This is a genomic window from Actinospica acidithermotolerans, from assembly GCF_018139625.1.
Taxonomy (GTDB): Bacteria; Actinomycetota; Actinomycetes; order Streptomycetales; family Catenulisporaceae; genus Actinospica; species Actinospica acidithermotolerans.
In genome coordinates this window covers 15,614-32,789 of the sequence record NZ_JAGSOH010000083.1, presented here as the reverse complement: position 1 = coordinate 32,789, position 17,176 = coordinate 15,614, and the positions used below count along the sequence as shown (strand labels likewise).

17 protein-coding genes are annotated in these 17,176 nt (G+C 71.9%); 8 read left to right on the top strand and 9 right to left on the bottom strand.

The features are described 5' to 3' along the window. Positions 1-419: 419 nt before the first annotated feature. Both KDK95_RS23920 and KDK95_RS23915 read left to right on the top strand, forming a co-directional pair. The gene (locus KDK95_RS23920) at positions 420-1,163 is read left to right on the top strand and encodes an HAD-IIA family hydrolase (protein WP_212520513.1); all 744 of its coding nucleotides are present in this window, start codon (positions 420-422) and stop codon (positions 1,161-1,163) included. Between the two features lie 125 nt (positions 1,164-1,288). Then, on the top strand, positions 1,289-1,516 hold the full coding sequence (locus KDK95_RS23915; protein WP_212520511.1) for a hypothetical protein: 228 nt from the start codon (positions 1,289-1,291) through the stop codon (positions 1,514-1,516). A 364-nt stretch (positions 1,517-1,880) separates the two neighbouring features. Here the strand turns inward: KDK95_RS23915 and KDK95_RS23910 are convergent, their stop codons facing one another. Beyond that, positions 1,881-2,636, bottom strand: a complete 756-nt coding sequence (locus tag KDK95_RS23910) for a sugar isomerase domain-containing protein (RefSeq protein ID WP_212520510.1) — start codon at positions 2,634-2,636, stop codon at positions 1,881-1,883. A 145-nt stretch (positions 2,637-2,781) separates the two neighbouring features. Between KDK95_RS23910 and KDK95_RS23905 the strand changes: the two genes are divergently transcribed. The 3 genes from KDK95_RS23905 to KDK95_RS23895 all read left to right on the top strand — a co-directional run bounded on the left by KDK95_RS23905 (position 2,782) and on the right by KDK95_RS23895 (position 5,669). Continuing rightward, the gene (locus KDK95_RS23905) at positions 2,782-3,645 is read left to right on the top strand and encodes a site-2 protease family protein (protein ID WP_212520509.1); all 864 of its coding nucleotides are present in this window, start codon (positions 2,782-2,784) and stop codon (positions 3,643-3,645) included. Positions 3,646-3,792: 147 nt separating this feature from the next. Continuing rightward, positions 3,793-4,674, top strand: coding sequence for a 3-methyl-2-oxobutanoate hydroxymethyltransferase (panB, locus tag KDK95_RS23900; RefSeq protein WP_212520508.1), 882 nt, complete (start codon positions 3,793-3,795; stop codon positions 4,672-4,674). Between the two features lie 401 nt (positions 4,675-5,075). Then, positions 5,076-5,669, top strand: coding sequence for a hypothetical protein (locus tag KDK95_RS23895; RefSeq protein ID WP_212520507.1), 594 nt, complete (start codon positions 5,076-5,078; stop codon positions 5,667-5,669). Positions 5,670-5,681: 12 nt separating this feature from the next. On the opposite strand, the gene KDK95_RS23890 is transcribed toward KDK95_RS23895, so the two are convergent. Beyond that, positions 5,682-5,864 (bottom strand): SPOR domain-containing protein, encoded by a 183-nt coding sequence (locus tag KDK95_RS23890; RefSeq protein ID WP_212520506.1) that lies wholly within the window; start codon positions 5,862-5,864, stop codon positions 5,682-5,684. 58 nt (positions 5,865-5,922) lie between these two features. On the opposite strand from KDK95_RS23890, the gene map reads away from it, so the two are divergent. After that, on the top strand, positions 5,923-6,771 hold the full coding sequence (gene map / locus KDK95_RS23885; RefSeq protein ID WP_212520505.1) for a type I methionyl aminopeptidase: 849 nt from the start codon (positions 5,923-5,925) through the stop codon (positions 6,769-6,771). Positions 6,772-6,990: 219 nt separating this feature from the next. Here map and KDK95_RS23880 read toward each other — a convergent pair whose 3' ends face one another. Together KDK95_RS23880 and fahA are read right to left on the bottom strand one after the other, a co-directional pair. Beyond that, positions 6,991-7,647, bottom strand: a complete 657-nt coding sequence (locus KDK95_RS23880; protein ID WP_212520504.1) for a bifunctional DNA primase/polymerase — start codon at positions 7,645-7,647, stop codon at positions 6,991-6,993. Between the two features lie 151 nt (positions 7,648-7,798). Continuing rightward, positions 7,799-9,016, bottom strand: a complete 1,218-nt coding sequence (gene fahA / locus KDK95_RS23875; RefSeq protein WP_212520503.1) for a fumarylacetoacetase — start codon at positions 9,014-9,016, stop codon at positions 7,799-7,801. 337 nt (positions 9,017-9,353) lie between these two features. On the opposite strand from fahA, the gene KDK95_RS23870 reads away from it, so the two are divergent. Both KDK95_RS23870 and KDK95_RS23865 read left to right on the top strand, forming a co-directional pair. Further along, positions 9,354-10,997 carry a DEAD/DEAH box helicase gene (locus tag KDK95_RS23870; RefSeq protein ID WP_212520502.1) on the top strand — a complete coding sequence of 548 codons (1,644 nt, stop codon included), beginning with the start codon at positions 9,354-9,356 and terminating at the stop codon, positions 10,995-10,997. Between the two features lie 146 nt (positions 10,998-11,143). Then, a complete protein-coding gene (locus KDK95_RS23865; RefSeq protein ID WP_212520501.1) occupies positions 11,144-11,605 on the top strand; it encodes a hypothetical protein in 462 nt (153 codons plus the stop codon). Between the two features lie 70 nt (positions 11,606-11,675). On the opposite strand, the gene KDK95_RS23860 is transcribed toward KDK95_RS23865, so the two are convergent. From KDK95_RS23860 to KDK95_RS23840, 5 genes are all read right to left on the bottom strand, one after another. Then, positions 11,676-12,584 carry an acetamidase/formamidase family protein gene (locus KDK95_RS23860; RefSeq protein WP_212520500.1) on the bottom strand — a complete coding sequence of 303 codons (909 nt, stop codon included), beginning with the start codon at positions 12,582-12,584 and terminating at the stop codon, positions 11,676-11,678. Between the two features lie 89 nt (positions 12,585-12,673). Continuing rightward, a complete protein-coding gene (locus KDK95_RS23855) occupies positions 12,674-14,281 on the bottom strand; it encodes an amino acid permease (protein WP_212520499.1) in 1,608 nt (535 codons plus the stop codon). Between the two features lie 7 nt (positions 14,282-14,288). Further along, positions 14,289-15,395 (bottom strand): hypothetical protein, encoded by a 1,107-nt coding sequence (locus tag KDK95_RS23850; protein ID WP_212520498.1) that lies wholly within the window; start codon positions 15,393-15,395, stop codon positions 14,289-14,291. 182 nt (positions 15,396-15,577) lie between these two features. Beyond that, positions 15,578-16,132: a TetR/AcrR family transcriptional regulator gene (locus KDK95_RS23845; RefSeq protein WP_212520497.1), complete on the bottom strand. Its 555-nt coding sequence runs from the start codon at positions 16,130-16,132 to the stop codon at positions 15,578-15,580. 81 nt (positions 16,133-16,213) lie between these two features. Continuing rightward, on the bottom strand, positions 16,214-17,056 hold the full coding sequence (locus KDK95_RS23840; protein WP_212520496.1) for an alpha/beta fold hydrolase: 843 nt from the start codon (positions 17,054-17,056) through the stop codon (positions 16,214-16,216). Positions 17,057-17,176 lie beyond the last annotated feature (120 nt).

Sequence of the window (17,176 nt, the reverse complement as noted above, 5' to 3'; positions counted from 1 at the left end):
GGTTGCATCCACGGCGGCGTGCTGGGCCATGCGCTGATCCACTCGGCTGTGTTAGCCTCGTGAGGCCGGTACGTACGATGTCCCCGGGCCTCACCTATAGCCGGCGCGGAATACCGTCAGGCTGGAGCCGCGCCGAGCCACTCGCCGAGAGGCGACACGCGTACCGGCGCTCAAACTTCTCGCGCCGTCGCGCCGTGATCAGGTCATCGTGATCACCGGAGCGGCGGCGCGTGGCGTTGGTGGCCCGGTCGCGCACCGGCGCGGTGCGCACGGAATAATGGGCGCCGGCGACGTCACCTGGCGTTTCCGGCGCGGGTGCGGGCCGCGCGTCCGTTCGGCATCGAGCCCGGCGAGCGGATTGCCGGGAGAGGAGAAACAGGGTGAAGGACCGCGAGCCGGTGGCGAGCTGGCTGACCGACATGGACGGCGTGCTCATCCACGAGGGCGTGATGATCCCGGGAGCCGACGAGTTCATCCGCAAGCTCCGCGACAACGGCGCTCCGTTCCTGGTGCTGACCAACAACTCGATCTACACGCCGCGCGACCTGCGGGCGCGGCTGCTGGCGACGGGCATCGACCTGCCGGAGGAGAACATCTGGACCTCCGCGCTGGCCACCGCCAAGTTCCTGGACTCGCAGCGGCCCGGCGGCTCTGCCTACGTGATCGGCGAGGCCGGCCTGACCACCGCGCTGCACGAGGCCGGCTACACGCTCTCCGAGGCCGACCCTGACTACGTCGTGCTCGGCGAGACCCGGACCTACAGCTTCGAGGCGATCACCCGCGCAATCCGGCTGATCGACAACGGCGCCCGCTTCATCGCGACGAACCCGGACGCGACGGGGCCCTCGCTGGAGGGCGCGCTGCCCGCCTGCGGCTCGGTCGCGGCGCTGATCACCCGCGCGACGGGGATCGAGCCGTACTTCGTCGGCAAGCCGAATCCGGTGATGATGCGCGAGGGCCTGAACAAGATCAAGGCGCACTCCGAGTCCTCGGCGATGATCGGCGACCGGATGGACACGGACGTGAAGTGCGGCATCGAGGCGGGCCTGGAGACGATCCTGGTCACCACCGGAATCACCCAGCCGGCGGACGTCGAGCGCTTCCCGTACCGTCCGTCGCGGATCGTGAAGTCGATCGCGGAGCTCATCCCGGAACTCGGCTGAACGAGGGAAGCTCGCGGGGCACGGGCTGGCGCGGCATCACCCGAACGGCCGAGTATCGGGCGGCTTGACGGTTCGTTAGGGACGATGTGACAGCATCGCTCCTTTCCGTAGCCCAAGTCCGCCCAGTGCCCCCGGGCTCGGACCGGGTGTTGGTGCGCAACACGCCGCTGTACGACGCCCTGGTCGACGAGTACCGCCTGGCGCTGCGCACCCTCCCCGGGGACCGGACCGGGGAGGACGGCTATCAGCCCCGGTCGATCTCGATTCCGGCGCCGTACAACCCGAACTCGCGTCATCGGGGGGCCAACGGCGACGGGGCAGCAACCACGCAGCTGCAGCGCATCCGATATTGAGGCGATATTGAGGGACCTGTTGTATTGAGTGCCCGAGCCGCTTTGAGTGCCCGAGCCGCTTTGAGTGCCTGAGCCGCATGGAGTGCCCAGCCGCTTTGAGTGCTTCAGCCGCATTGAGTGCCCGATCGGCCTGCCGTCGGGCAGTCAGTGCGCGCTGCGGCGATGGCCGCCACTACAGCGCGCGTAGCGGGCCGCGCGCGACGCCCCAGCCGAGCGTCAGCACGCGCCGCGACAGTTGCTAGCGGTACGGCATGCGTTGCGGACCGCGCGCGACACCCGAGTTGAGCGACAGTACGCGCCACGACAGCAGCCACAAGCACGGCATACGTACGTAGCGGACGGCGCGCTACGCCCCAGCCGAGCGTCAGTAGGCGCTGCGGCGGATGCGGCCGGCGTAGCGGGCCTCCCAGGCGTCGTTGTGGACGTCGCCGCCCGCGACGTTGGCCGAGCGGTAGACGGGCGGTTCGACGCCGCGCTCGATGAGGCGGGATGTGACCTCGGCGACGAGGGCCTGGGCCAGGGCGGCGTTGGCGATCGAGGAGATGGCGCAGACGGTGCCGCCGTCGGGGAGCGGCAGGAAGGCGTCGCCGTGCGGGGCGCCGTTGTCGATGACGACGTCGGCGAGTTCGAACAGGCGCTTGCCCGAGGGGTGGCGCGAGGTGATCGCCTTGGAGTGCTCCAGCGAGGTCAGCGCGACGACGATGTGGCCGGCGTCCTTGGCGATCCTGGCCATTTCGACGGTCGAGCCGTTGCCGCCGGACTGCGAGGCGATCAGGACGACGTCGCCGGGCTCGATCGGGGCGAGGTCCCAGACCTTGCGGGCGAGCTCGGGGTCGCGCTCGGCCTTGGGGTCGGCCAGTGCCTCGGCGGGCAGGTCGCCGAGCAGCACGGCGTCCCGCAGCGCCAGCTTGTTGGTGGGGATCAGCCCCCCGGCGCGGCCGCTGAGCTCCATGGCGAGCGCCTCGGAGTGGCCGGTGCCGAAGACGTGCAGCACTCCCCCGGCCGCCAGGCTGTCCGCGATCAGGTCGGCGGCGCGGGCGACGGCGGCACCCTGCCCCTTCTCGATACGGTCGAGCGTCGCACGGATCTCCGCGTACACCGCGGCGCCGGTCACGGGCATCAAGGCTCCCAGGAAGCGAGAAGGTCGGCGTGCCGTCGGAACGCTACTGCACCTTCGCGCGTTGCGGGAGTAGGGGCGGTGATCGACGGCCGGTCGATACGATGAGGGAAATCGGCCGGACGGCCGCCGGGACGATGAGGTGGACATGAACTTCAGGCAGCGGGTCGGCGGGCGCGGAGCCTTCGACACGCGCAGGTCAGGGCACGGAACCGGGCGGATCAGCACCGTCTTCCTCGGGGTGGTCGCGGCGACCGCGACCGGCGGGGTGGTGTCCTGGCTCAGTTCGCCCTCCAGCGGCGGCACCGAGCCGAAGTTCGCGGTGTTCGTGTTCGTGTTCGGCCTGTACTTCACGGTGCTGTGCCTGCACGAGTTCGGCCACGCGTACACCGCGCACCGCGAGGGCGACACGTCCATCGCACAGCGTGGCTACCTCGATCTCAACCCCATGCGATACGTCAACCCGGTGCTCTCGCTGCTGTTGCCGGCGTTCTACCTGATCATCGGCGCGCTGCCGCTGCCGGGCGGCGCGGTACTGGTCAACCGGGGGGCGATCCGCACCAAGCGGGGCGCGGCGCTGGTCTCGGCGGCCGGGCCGCTGACCAACATCGCGGCGGCCGGGATCTCGATGGCGCTGGTCTCGATCTTCGCGAAGACGCAGAGCTTCGGCACGGTGAGCTGGATCGACCAGGCCCAGCCGCACGCTTACTTCTGGATGGGCCTGGCCTTCTTCGCCTACCTGCAGGTCGCGGTCGCCATCCTGAACCTGATCCCGGTGCCCGGGCTGGACGGCTACGGGATCATCGAACCGTACCTGCGCTACGAGACTCGGCGCGCGCTGGAGCCGGTCCGGCAGTACGGAATCCTGATCGTGCTGGTGCTGCTGCTGCTCTTCCCGCCGGTCCGCGACGGCTTCTCCACGCTGGTCAACGACATCCTCAGGGCCGGGCAGCAGCCCACCGAGGGCGCCGGGCAGGGGCAACTGCTGTTCCAGTTCTGGCGCTCCTCCTGACGGCCGCCGTCCGGCCGCCGGTCACCGTGCGTGTCCCGGCGGATGCGGGCTTCCGTCTGGCGCGGACGGGGCGGAGGTGAGACGATCCGAGACAGTCCGGGGACGCCGTGCGCGGCGCCACGAGATCTCTCAAGGAGTGCTTCACCTATGTCCATATCCGGGACTTCTCCCACCGTCGGCGCGTCCGGCGAACCGAAGCTCACGCTCTACAACGGCTCGACCGGCACCGGCCGCCGGGTGACCGTGCGGGACCTGGCGCTGGCCAAGGCGCGCGGCGAGCGCTGGCCCATGCTGACCGCGTACGACGCGATGACCGCCGGGGTCTTCGACGAGGCCGGGATCCCGGTGCTGCTCGTCGGCGACTCGGCGGGCGACAACCACCTGGGGTACAGCAACACGGTGCCGGTCACGGTCGAGGAGCTGATCACGCTCTCCGCGGCCGTGGTGCGCGGCACGCACCGCTCGCTGATCGTCGCGGACCTGCCGTTCGGCTCGTACCAGTCCTCGCCGCGGCAGGCGCTGGAGACCGGCACCCGCTTCCTGAAGGAGGCCGGGGTAGGCGCGGTCAAGCTGGAGGGCGGGCGCCGGGTCGTGCACCAGGTCGAGGCGCTGGTCCAGGCCGGGATACCGGTGATGGCGCACATCGGCCTCACCCCGCAGTCGGTCAACGTGCTCGGCGGCTACCGGGTGCAGGGGCGCGGCGACGAGGAGGCCGAGCGGCTGCTGGCCGACGCCAAGGCGCTGGAGGCCGCCGGCGCGTTCGCGGTCGTGCTCGAGCTGGTTCCGGCCGAGCTGGCGCAGCGGGTGACCGAGCTGCTGCACGTGCCGACCGTGGGCATCGGCGCCGGGGCGGGCTGCGACGCCCAGGTGCAGGTGTGGACGGACATGGCGGGCATGACCCCGGGCAACGCGCCGAAGCACGCGAAGAAGTATGCGGACGTGCGCGGTGTGCTGACCGAGGCGGCGCGCGCGTACGCGGCGGACGTCGTCTCCGGGGCCTTCCCGGCGGCGGAGAACAGCTTCCACTAGGACAGCGTCCACGGGAACAGCTTCCAGCTTCAAGCTTCCATGGGAGCAGTCAGGCAGGCAGCTGACGCGAGGACGCGCCTGACGCGGGGACGCGACCGACGCCTGACGCGGGGACGCGACCGACGCCTGACGCGGGGACGCGACCGACGCCTGACGCGGGGACGCGACCGACGCGCCAATGACGCGATCGACGCGAGGAAGCGCCTGGCGCGAGAGCACGACGAAGGGCCGCGACCGGATATACGGTCGCGGCCCTGGCCGTCTGCCCCCCTGACCGTGTGCCCCCCGGGCCGTCCGGCCCGGGCCGTTTGCTCCCTGGCCATCTGGCCCCGGCCCTCTGCCCCCTGCGCCCGGCCCTGTGCCCCTGGCCCTCTGCCCCGGGGCCCTGGCACGATGGGCGGATGGATCGGTCCGAGGCGCGGGTGCTGCGCGAGCTGCTGGAGCTCGGCCGAGGCCGGGCGTGGCTCGAGGAGGCCGACGACTTCGCCGCGGCGCTGCGCGCGGCACCGCGGCGCCCGGGCGGGCTGCTGCTGGTCGGCGCCGAGCGGGCGGAGCCCTGGCACATGGCCGCGCACCTGTCGGACGAGGCGCGGATCGCCGGGCTCGGGCAGCTCAGCCCGACCCTGATCCAGCGGACGCCGCGGCCGGACGCGCCGCCGCATCTGGCCGCGGGCCTGGATCGGATCAGCGCGGCCGGACGCAGCGAGGCGGTGCTCATCGTCGCCGAGGACGACCCGGATTCCCTGGTGCTGGAACGGGTCGACGATGCCAGGCGGCAGGGCGCGCGGATCCTGACGCTCGGTCAGGACGTGCCGCTCTCCGCCGGCCTGGCGCACGAGAGCCTCGGCGTGCCGGACAACCCGGAGGCGCCGTCGTTCGACGGCGCCCAGCACCTGGTGTCCACCGCGGCCGTCGAGCTCAGGCCTGGCGGGCTGCTCGTCCGGCTGCGCCGCTGGATCGAGGCGGCCAACGGGCCGCGGGTGGAGCGCTGGTGACGCCCGGCGGCGTCAGTCGCCGCCGCCGTTCTGGGCGTGCCAGGCCTCGTTGCGCTCCTTGACCTTCTCCAGCGCGTGCTCCGCCTCCTCCCTGGTCGCGTACGGGCCGAGCCGGTCCTTGGCCTTGCAGCCGACCGGCCCCTCCACCGTGTGGTGCTTGAGGCAGTAGAAGAACTGCGGTCCTTCGTCGATCATCGATCGCTCCCTTCTCCAGGTACGTCGTGCCCGCTGAGGGGCGTCTAGACTCGTCGGCATGGCTCCTTTGGTCGCAGGCACCCTCTCCCCCACCCGGCGCGTTCCGGCGAGCATCCCCCGTCCGGAGTACGTCGGGAAGAAGATGCCGAGCCGGTACACCGGGCCGGACGCGCAGACGCCCGAGACCATCGAGAAGATGCGCATCGCCGGGCGCATCGCCGCGCAGGCGCTGGCCGAGGTCGGGCGCGCGGTCGAGCCGGGCGTGACGACGGACGAGCTCGACCGGATCGGGCACGAGTTCCTGTGCGACCACGGCGCCTACCCCTCGACGCTCGGCTACCGCGGCTACCCGAAGTCGCTGTGCACCTCGATCAACGAGGTGATCTGCCACGGGATCCCGGACTCGACCGTCCTGAAGGACGGCGACATCGTGAACATCGACATCACCGGGTTCATCAACGGCGTGCACGGCGACACGAACGCGACCTTCGAGGTCGGCGAGGTGGACGAGACGGCGCATCTGCTGGTCGAGCGGACCCGCGAATCGCTGAACCGGGCGATCAAGGCGGTGCGTCCGGGTCGGCAGATCAACGTCATCGGCCGGGTGATCGAGGCGTACGCGGCCCGGTTCGGGTACGGCGTGGTGCGTCTGTTCACCGGGCACGGGATCTCGACCGCGTTTCACAGCGGCCTGATCATCCCGCACTACGACGACCCGCGCTCGACGCAGGAGATGACGCCGGGGATGACGTTCACGATCGAGCCGATGCTGACCCTCGGCACGATCGAGCACCGGATGTGGCCGGACGGCTGGACCGCGGTCACGATGGACGGCAAGCTCACCGCGCAGTTCGAGCACACCCTCGTGGTCACGGAGACCGGCGCGGAGATCCTCACGCTGCCGTAGGTAGGCGGGAACGGGCAGAAGGCCGAAGCACGGCGGGGACGGACGCGGAGGCAGAAGTAAGGCGGGGACGGACGCGGAGGCAGAAGTAAGGCGGGGACAAGCGGGAAGGCCGAAGCAAGGCGGGTGGCGGGGACGGACGGGAAGGCCGAAGTAAGGCGGGGACGGGCGCGGAGGCCGTAGTAAGGCGGCGACAGGCGGGAAGGCCGCCGGAGCGGGCCGCTACGCCTCGCAGGCGTCGGCGAGGGCCTCGAGGATGCGCAGCGGGTCCGGGAGGTCCGCCTCGGGGTCGTGCACCCAGCGGGCGACGCCGCCGCCGACGGCGCGGGCCGGCGGGATCAGCACGTACGAGCCGCGGGTGTGCCAGCGCAGTCCCGTGGTCTCGGTCTCCTCGGGGCGGGCGTCCAGGTCGGAGGACCACCATTCGTCGAGGTCTGCTTCGCCGGGCCTGGCGGTGGTGAAGAACAGATAGCGGTCGCCGGCCGCGTTGCGGGCCACCGGGCCGAACGGGATGCCGGCGGCGGTCAGGCTCGCCAGCGCTCGGGCCCCGGCGGCCGCGGGTACCTCGAGGACGTCGTGCGTCTCGCCGGTGGGGCTGGCGTAGTTGGCGTCCGGGATGCGGGTGCGCCAGCGCTCGAGCTGGGCCGGGTCGGCGCTGGCCTCCTTGCGCCAGCCGCGGGAGAGCGGGTGCCCGGCCGGCATCGGACAGCCGATCCTGGTACAGGAGCAGCCGGGGCCGGCGCTGCTCGGGGCGGCGGCCGGGACCACGGCCAGGCCGCGGGCGACGAAGGCGGCGACCGGGTCCGGATGCTCGCGGCGCCTGCGCATGCCGGAGAGTCGACCGCGCGCGTTAGCCCGGTCTGTGCTGATGTACGTCATGGCCGGCCCGCCTTCCTGACCTCGGCCGCGTCCGCCCGGCCGGCCGGGCGGACGCCTTCGCGACGACGCCCGCGGCTCTGCTGCGCCGGGCCGGGACGCGGCGGTCCCAGGCGGCCAGGATACCGACCGGACCTGAGCGTCCGCAGACGATCTACCGCGAATGGATCGTGCCGGTTACCGCGCCGAAACCGATCCGTGTCCCGTCGCGGCCCGGCGCGCTGCCGCCGAGCACGACGGTGTCGCCGTCCGCGAGGAAGCCGCGCGTCGATCCGTCGGCCAGCCGCACCGGCTCGGCGCCGTTCCAGGTGAGCTCGATCAACGAGCCGCGCTGGCCGGGCTGCGGCCCTGAGACGGTGCCGGAGGCGAACAGGTCGCCGGTGCGCAGGCTCGCGCCGTTGCTGGTCATGTGCGCGAGCTGCTGCGCCGGGGTCCAGTAGAGGCCTGCGAACGGCGGCCGGGAGACGGTGGTGCCGTTCAGGTCCACCCGCAGGCTCAGGTCGTAGCCCCAGTGGTCGCCGAGCAGGTGCGGCAGCGGGACCGGGTCCTGGCGCGGCGGGGCCACGCGCGCCTCGGCGAGCGCCTCCAGCGGCACGATCCAGGGCGAGATCGAGGTGGCGAAGGACTTGCCCAGGAAGGGGCCGAGCGGCTGGTACTCCCAGGCCTGGATGTCCCGGGCCGACCAGTCGTTGACCAGCACGGCGCCGAAGACGTGGTCGGCGAACTCGTCCACTGACACGGTCTGGCCCATCCGGGTGGGCACGCCGACCACGAAGCCGACCTCGGCCTCGATGTCCAGCCGGGTCGTCGGGCCGAAGACGGGCTCGGCGCCGGGCGCGGGCAGCCGCTGGCCGTGCGGGCGCATGATCGGGGTGCCGGAGACCACGACGGTGCCGGAGCGGCCGTGGTAGCCGATCGGCAGGTGGGTCCAGTTGGGCAGCAGCGGCGCGCTGTCCGGGCGGAAGATCCGGCCGAGGTTCTCCGCGTGCTCGCGCGAGGAGTAGAAGTCCACGTAGTCGGCGACGGTGAACGGCAGCGGGTTGGAGACCGCGTCGAGCCGCACGAGCAGCGGGCGGACGGCCTCGGCGTGCGACCGCGAGCCGAGCAGTTCGGTGGCCCGCGCGCGCACGGCGCGCCACGCGGCCGGCCCGGCGGCCAGCAGCCGGTCCAGGTTCGGCGCGGTCAGCACGCCGGTGTCGGGCAGCACGCCGTCGAAGAGCCCTGCTTCGGCGGCGGCGCCGAGCGGGAAGGCGTGCCCGCCGATCGCGATGGCGATCTGCGGCGGGCGGTCGCCGTGCACGACGGTGCCGTAGGGCAGGTTGTCCAGGCCGAAGCCGGTGGGCTCGGGGGTGGTGAGCCAGCTGTCTGTCATCGGTGGCGCCTCCGGGTCAGGATGATCGGCCCACACCCTACCCGGCCCGCGCCATCCATACGCTGACCTGCACGGTTAACGGTGTCACGCGGGAGCCGTCTATCATGGTCCAGGTAACCATGTGATGCCCGCGCGCTCCCTGGTGTGTCCGGCCGCCTTTCGAATGCGGCCGGTTCGTGTGTTCTCAAGAGGGAACCTTTCGGCGGACCGCCGAACACAGGCGCGGCATTGCCCCGATGATGGGCCCGTACTTGTGGTCGGCGCGGTCGCGAATCTCGCGTTCGCCGTGCCTCCATGTCACTTGTCACGTGCCGAATGACCTGGAGGTCGCAGAGTAATGACTGCCGTGCTGGACAACGGCGTGCTGGACACCGAGAACGAGGCCCAGGAGCCCGCCGGCGTCCCCTTCACCGCGCTCGAGCTGCCGAAGCCGCTGCTCGAGGTGCTCACCGAGGCGGGCGTGACCACCGCCTTCCCGATTCAGGCCGCGACGATCCCGGACGCCCTCGCGGGCAGGGACGTGCTCGGCCGCGGCCGGACCGGCTCCGGCAAGACGCTGGCCTTCGGCCTGCCCACCCTGGCCCGCCTGGAGGGCCTGCGGGCCCGTCCGCACAAGCCGCTCGCGCTGGTGCTGGTGCCGACCCGCGAGCTGGCCATGCAGGTCGAGGACTCGCTGCGGCCCTACGCCCGGGCGATGCGGCTGCGCATCCGCTCGGTCTTCGGCGGCGCCCCGATGCGCAAGCAGATCGACGCCCTGCGCTACGGCGTGGAGCTGCTGGTGGCCACCCCGGGCCGGCTCTCCGACCTGATCGAGCGCGGCGAGTGCGAGCTCGGCGACGTGGACATCGCGATCCTGGACGAGGCCGACCAGATGTGCGACATGGGCTTCCTGCCGCACGTGTGCGAGCTGATGGAGCAGGTCGCCGAGGGCGGCCAGCGGCTGCTGTTCTCCGCCACGCTGGACGGCGCGGTGGACGAGATCGTCACCAAGTTCATGAGCGAGCCGGTGCTGCACGAGGTGGACCCGCACGCGGGCGTCGTCTCGACCATGAGCCACCACCTGCTGCTGGTCACCCCGCAGCACAAGGCCCGGGTCGCGGCGCAGATCGCGGGCCGGCACACCGGTGAGCAACTGGCCGACGCGCGCTCGATCTTCTTCGTGCGCACGCAGATGGCGGCGGACCGGGTCACCGAGCAGCTGCGCGAGCGCGGCCTGCCGGCGGCGGCGCTGCACGGCGGCATGACGCAGGTGGCGCGCACCAAGACGCTCGAGGACTTCAAGGAGGGGCGCACGCCCGTCCTGATCGCGACGGACGTCGCCGCGCGCGGCATCCACGTGGACGGCGTCGACCTGGTCGTGCACATCGACCCGCCGCGCGATTCGAAGGACTACCTGCACCGCGCCGGGCGCACCGCGCGGGCCGGGCAGGCCGGCATCGTGGCCTCGCTCATCCTGCCGAAGCAGACCCGGCAGGCCGAGCGGCTGATGCGGGACGCCGGCGTGGAGGCGGAGAGCCTCGACGTGGCGCCGATCGGCGCTGGCGGCCGCTGGGAGAAGGGCGGCGACGCGCTGGCCGGCCTGACGGGCGCTCAGGAGGTCCCGGAGGCCGGCGACGTGCCGGTCTTCACCCTCCCGGTGCGCGAGCGCGAGTCGCGCGGCCGCCAGGGCCGCGGCGGCTACGGCGACCGGCGCGAGCGCAGCGGCGGGTACGGCGAGCGGCGCGGCGGCTACGGCGACCGCAACCGCGAGTCGGGCGGCGGCTACGGCGACCGCCCGCGCCGCGACGACCGCGGCAACTACGCCAAGCGCGACCGGGACGAGCGCGGCGGCGCCGCGCGCCAGGGCGGCCGCGGCGGCTACGAGGGCCGTGGCGGCAGCGGTGCCAGCGGCGGCCACGGCGGCGGCTACGGTGACCGTCCGCGCCGCGACGAGCGCGGCGGCGGTTACAACAGGGACCGGTTCGCCCAGCGTTCCAACTGAGTCTCAAGGGGCCCTTCGGGGCCCCTCGCTTTCTCGGATTTCCGCAGGCCCGGAGCTGTTTTCCGGGCCTGCGGAACGTTTGTTCGAGCCCTGCCGCGGGTATCTCACAGCAGGAGGAGACGGCGACTTTCCGGGGAGGATCCTTCGTGTCGAGGACTGTTCAGGATGACCGGCCGAGGACCGCGGGATGGGTGCGGGTGCGGCTGACCGCGCCGCAGGACCCGAGCGGCCCGCGGGGTGTTTCGCTGACCGAGGGCGAGTTGGTGTTGCGCGCGGACCGGGTCGCGGTCGACGAGGGCGCGCTGGTGTTCCTGTGCTCGGACGAGGTGGTCTTCCAGCTCGACCGCCGCTATTTCAGGTCCATGGCCTGGTTCGTGGACCGGCCCACGTTCGCCGAGTGGCTCCGCTCGCGGCGCAAGCAGTACCCGAACTCGCACACCCGCTGGTCGACCGAGGAGCGGGACCAGCTCGCCACCGAGCTCAGCGGCGGGCACAGCTGGCAAAGGATCGCGGACGTGCACGGGCGCACGATCCACGCGGTGCAGCGCGAGGCGGTGAAGGACGGCCTGGTGACGGCGGACGCGTTCCCCCGGCCCGGTGTGATCTGACATCCGCTCAGGCAGCAAACGAGAACGGCGCCTCCCGAAAGGGGGGCGCCGTTCTCTGTGCGACCGGTGCTCAGCTCAGCACGTCGATCGGCAGGTGCATCGAGACGACGTAGTTGGGCAGGTCCACGATCTCACTGACGATCAGGTCGGCGGTGAGCGAGGCCAGGATGTAGGCGTGCACGGCGCTCAGGCCTGTCCGCCGCACCGTCTCGTCGACCAGGGAGCGCGCCGCGTCCTTGGCCGCCCTGTGCAGGTCCGGGCCGATGCCCGTGGTCACCAGCGCGGCACCGGTGCGGCGCGCGGCGGCCGGGGTCTCCAGGACCGGGGCGGTGATCGGGCGCTCCTTGACGAGCTCGATCTCGAGCACGGCGCGCGCCGAGGTCTCCACGCCGGTGCCGCAGATCTCGCCGTCGCCCATGGCCGCGTGGCCGTCGCCGAGGGAGAGCAGCGCGCCCGGCACGCCGACCGGGAGCAGCACGCTGCTGCCCGCGCCGAGCTGCCGGATGTCCATGTTGCCGCCGTGCCGGGACGGCGGGAGCAGCGGGTGCTCGCCGGGCTCCGGCAGGGCGAGGCCGAGCGTGCCGATCATCGGCAGCGCGGGCAGCACCGGGCCGAAGTCGAGCTCGACCTCCTTCTCGCCGATCCGGCTGTGGACCAGCACCGGGTCCGGGAAGTCCTCGGCGAGCAGGCCGAATCCGGGGATGTTGGCGGACCAGCCCCAGCCGGCGGTGCCCAGCTCGCGCACCCTGACCAGCAGCGCGTCGCCCGGTTCGGCGCCGCGCACCAGGATCGGGCCGGTGACGGGGTTGACCCGCGTGAAGTCGAGGGCGGCCAGGCTCTCGTGCGTGGAGGAGGCGTCGAACTGGCCGGCGCCGGAGTCGAGCAGGTCGAGTTCGACGGTGCCCGAGCCTTCGATCTCGAGGGCGGGGGCCAGGTCCCGGTCCCACGCGTAGTGGACGGTGTCGGTTCCGAGGTGCATCGTGCGCTCCTTCGTTTCGTGCGAACGCGGCGGCCGGAAGGTGTCCCGGCCGCCGCGTGGGCGTTGCTCTGGTGTCCTGGTACCGGGGGTCAGCCGGCGACGGGCTCCGCGACCGTCTCGCCGGAGCCGATCTCGCGCTCCATCTCGGCGAGTTCCTCCGGCGTGCCGAGCGAGCGCGGGCCGACGAACCACTTGTGCGCGGACAGCTTCCACCACAGGGCGGCGCCGCCGATCACGATCACGAACACCGGGAGGGTGTACGGGAAGGTGGCGGTGGCGAAGACCGGCTGGGTGGACGGGAGCACGAACAGGATGTCCGCCGCGACGACCCAGCCGACCGCGATCCAGCCGACCACCGAGGACCAGCGGCCGAGGTGCCACGGTCCGCGCTGGAAGTTCTCGCCCTGGCGCAGCCGCAGGAAGACCGGGATCGCGTAGGCGGTGTAGAGGCCGATCACGTTGATGGTGATGGCCGCGTTGAACGCCACCGTGCTCCACAGGTTCAGCACGCCGAGGATGCTGGCGCCGAGGACGGCGACCCACACGGCGTAGCGCGGCACCCGGCTGCCGGTGTGCACCTCGCTGAGCTTGCGGGAGACCGGGTGCGGACGGCCGTCGTCGACCCGGGCGAAGTCGCGGGAGAACGCGTAGATCATCCGCGAGTTCGAGGTCAGGTTGCCGTTGACGCAGATCAGCAGCGCGATGGCGATCGCGGCGATGAGCACCTTGCCGAAGTTCAGGCCGACGGCGTCGACCAGGATGTCGCCGACCGCGTTGCTGGTCTTGGTGCCCGCGGACTCGCTCGCGTAGTCCTGGATGGCGAAGTTGAGCGAGCCGATCATCAGGGTGCCGAGGACGGCGGCGATCGCGATCGCGCGGACCATGGCGCGCGGGGCGGCGATGCCCGGCTGCTTGGTCTCCTCGGTCAGGTGCGCGCTGGCGTCGTAGCCGGTGTAGGTCTCGGCGCCGACGAGCAGGCCGAGCAGCGCGGCGTAGATCGGCCAGTGGAACGCCGTGCCGTTCACGAAGTGGAACAGCGCCTGCGAGGTGGTCTGGTGGTGGGCCGGCGCGAAGATCAGCGCGCCGATCATCACGAGGGCGAAGACCGTGTGCCACCACACGCTCAGGCCGCCGATGAAGCCGACCAGCGCGCGGCCGAAGGTGACGACGAGGCCGAGCACGACCGTGGCGATGATGTAGACCGTCACGACGGTGCCGGTCGTGTACACCCACCATCCCTCGAGCACGCCGAACGCCACGATGAAGTACGCGGCGCCGAACGCGGCGCCCGCGGTGCCGGCGATCTGGCCGAGTACGTTGAACCAGCCGGTGAACCAGGCCCAGACGGCTGCGTTGCGCTTGGCGAGCTTGGCCGACCAGTAGTAGAGGCCGCCGGAGGTCGGGTAGGAGGAGCAGACCTCGGCCATCGCCGCGCCGAGCGCGAGGATCAGGCCGGAGACCAGCAGCCAGCCCCAGAACAGGTCGACCGGACCGCCGTCCGCCATGCCCGTCGAGTACATCAGCGAGACGCCGCCGATGATGCAGATGATGGAGAAGGAGACACCCATGTTCCGGAAGCCGGTCAGGCCTCGATGCAGCAGCTGCGGGTAGCCGAGCTGGTGCAGCTGGTCAGTGTCCGCGTCGCTGACCGCGGCCGCCTTCATGCTGTCTATTCGGATGACGTCGTCTTCGGACATGTGGGGGTCACTCCGGGGAGGTGAGTGTGTTGACGGGGAAGGTGCGTTGTGCGTCTGGGTCGTCCACGGCGGCGGGGACGGGCGGTGCCGGGCTCTCCGGGAACGGATCGGGCTCGGTGACGTTCCGGGGGGCCTTCGCGGCGGCGGTCTCGGCGGCGGTGCGCGCCGCGGTGAAGGCGTCGTTGCCGTTCCGGGCGCCGGACAGCTGCGCGGCCTGCGACCACGGGGCCGCGGTCGCGTAGGGTCCGATGGCGGTGAACACGGGGTGGGCCAGGCTCGGCCGGCCCGTCGCGACGAGCTGGTAGGCCAGCATGTTCAGGTCGTACGGCATGGCCGGGTGCTCGCGCTCGGGACCGCGGAACCAGTCGCGGTAGGCGTCGTGCAGATCCTGCTCGTTGCGCTGGGAGAGCCAGTCGCGTTCGGCGGCGCCGAGCAGGTCGACGGTGTTGGCGACGCGCAGTTCGGTGTGCGCGTAGAGCGGCAGCACCCGCAGCGGCGAGTGGTCCCCCGCGTGCGCCGCGGCGGCCGTGGCGAAGTCCAGCAGGCCGGTCAGGTCGCGCGGGGATCCGGTGCGCAGCCGGGCGGTCTGCGCCTCGCGCATCCGGTGGTGGGCGTGCCAGCTGTCCGGGTGCCGGGTCACGGCCTCCTTGAACCAGCCCCAGCTGCGCTGGCCGGCCTCGAAGGAGAGCTCGTGCCACTGCACCATCGAGACGCCGTTGTCGCCGAGCACGCCGGCCAGTGTCAGCAGGCTGATCCACGGGGTGGGGTCGTCCGGCGCGGCCTCGGCGGCGGCCCGGCAGCGGGCCACGGCGCGGGCGGCGGCCTGGTCGTCGACGGACGGGTCGCGGCGCGCGATCATGCCGCGCATCTGCACCGCCGCCGCGAAGGCCGTCATGACCTGCGCGTCGGGGTTGTCGGGCTCGGCCGTGCTCCAGGCGCGCGGCCATTCGAGGCCCACGGCGGCGTTGGCCAGGACCGTCATCCGGTGCGTGCGCAGCGGCCAGTCGGAGCCGGTGTGCGCGAGCAGGTCGCGGATCGCCTCCCAGCCGCCCATCGCCGCGTCGTCGCGGGCGCGGCGCAGCTCGGAGTCCTCGAAGGCGGGATCGGGATCCAACTTGGCACGACGGGATCGCGGGTTGAACACAGGCACAACCGGCTCCGCCTTCCGCGGCGGACCACAGACCGCCGATCCCTGATCCACATACACCCTTGACAATGATCGGTGAAGTGATATCACGGTTGCGGACGGCGACGCAATAGCCTGTATTGAACGCACCGATAGCCGGTGACGGGCTTTCAGCTGGGGTTCAGACCTTTCGCCAGAATCCCGATCAGATAACTGAAACTCGCGTCCGGATCCCGTTCCAGCCGGTAGCCGCCGCCGTGCTCGAGCGCGATGAATCCGGTGACCGCGGCCCGCAGCGCGCGCACCGCGTCGACCTGGGTTTCCGCGCCGAGCCCGAAGCCCCGGACGACGGCGTATCCGACCTCGACGAGCCGGGCGGCCGAGGCCTGGACGGCGGGGTCGGAGGTCGGATGTTCCATGAGGGTCCAGCGGTGCGGGTAGCGCAGCGCGTAGTCGCGGTACGCGCGCAGGAAGACCTCGAGCGCGTCCCGGCCGGCGCGGCCCATCACGGCCCCGCCGATCTCCGCGGCGGCCTCGTCCAGCACCGTCACCGTCATCAGGTCGCGCAGGTGGTCGATGCTCTGCACGTGCTTGTAGAGGGACGGGGTCGCCACCCCGGCCCGGACCGCGACGGCCTTGAGGGTCAGGGCGTCGGGTCCGGACTCGTCGAGCTCGGCCAGCGCGAGGCGGGTGACGGCGGCGGGGGTCAGTCCGGCGCGAGGCATAGATGACTCCTGTATTACGTATCGCGGACTCGGCGGCGAGCGGGCTTACTGACTTAACAGTGCGGATTCGGTCAGCAAGGCTCAGCGCGCGGGGTCGAAGCCGGTGATGAGGTCGGCGATCTGCTCGGGCGTCTCCTCGTGCGGCTGGTGGCCGTATCCGTCGAGCAGTTCGAGGCGGCCGTTCACGCTCTCGGCGACGAACCGGCCCTCGTCCACCGCGTTCGGGAAATCCTCGTCCGCGGTGCCCATGATGACGAGCATCGGCACGCCGGACGCCTTCGCCCGCGGCAGTTTCGCCTCGGCGGCGTCGTGGGTGCCGGCGCACATCTGGGCGAACACCTTGGCCCGGCCCGGCTCGCGCAGGTTCGCGTCGACGGCGGCCCGCATCTCGGCGTAGTCGGCGGGCCGCTTCGGGAACATGTGCGGGAACCAGACCATCCAGAGCGTGCGGGTGAACAGCGGCTTCGCCATCAGCGCGTAGGTGATCTTCCCGACGAGGTTCGGCGCGGGCAGGCTCCGCACGAACGGCCCGGACAGGACCGCGCCGCGCAGCAGCTCCGGGTGGTCGGCGGCGAGGTGGACCGCGGAGGCGGCCGTGTAGGAGTTGCCGTAGAGCAGCACCGGCCCGGCGTCGATGTGCCGGATGAGCGCGGCGAGGTCGTCGGCGGTCGCGGCGGAGCTGTACTCGTCCCAGCCGGTGTCCGATTCGCCGAGACCGCGGTAGTCCGTGGTGATGACGCGGTATCCGGCGCGCAGCAGGACGGGGACCAGGTGCCGGAAGGTGGCCCGGGTGGTGCCCATCCCGGGGGCGAGCAGCACGGCGGGGCCGGTGCCCTGGTCGTCGTACGCGATCCGGCCGACGGAGCCGTCGGGGCGCTCGACCTGGACGAACTGCGTGGTTCCCGGGTTGGTGACGGTGCTCATGACGCGCTCCTCAGCGGTCGCGGTTACTTCCGATAGCCATAAAGCTAACTGCATTAGCTTTGGCTGTCAAGCCGTCCGCCCCTAGGGGTCCGTATCCCTCCCAAGGAGGAGATGTCCTCC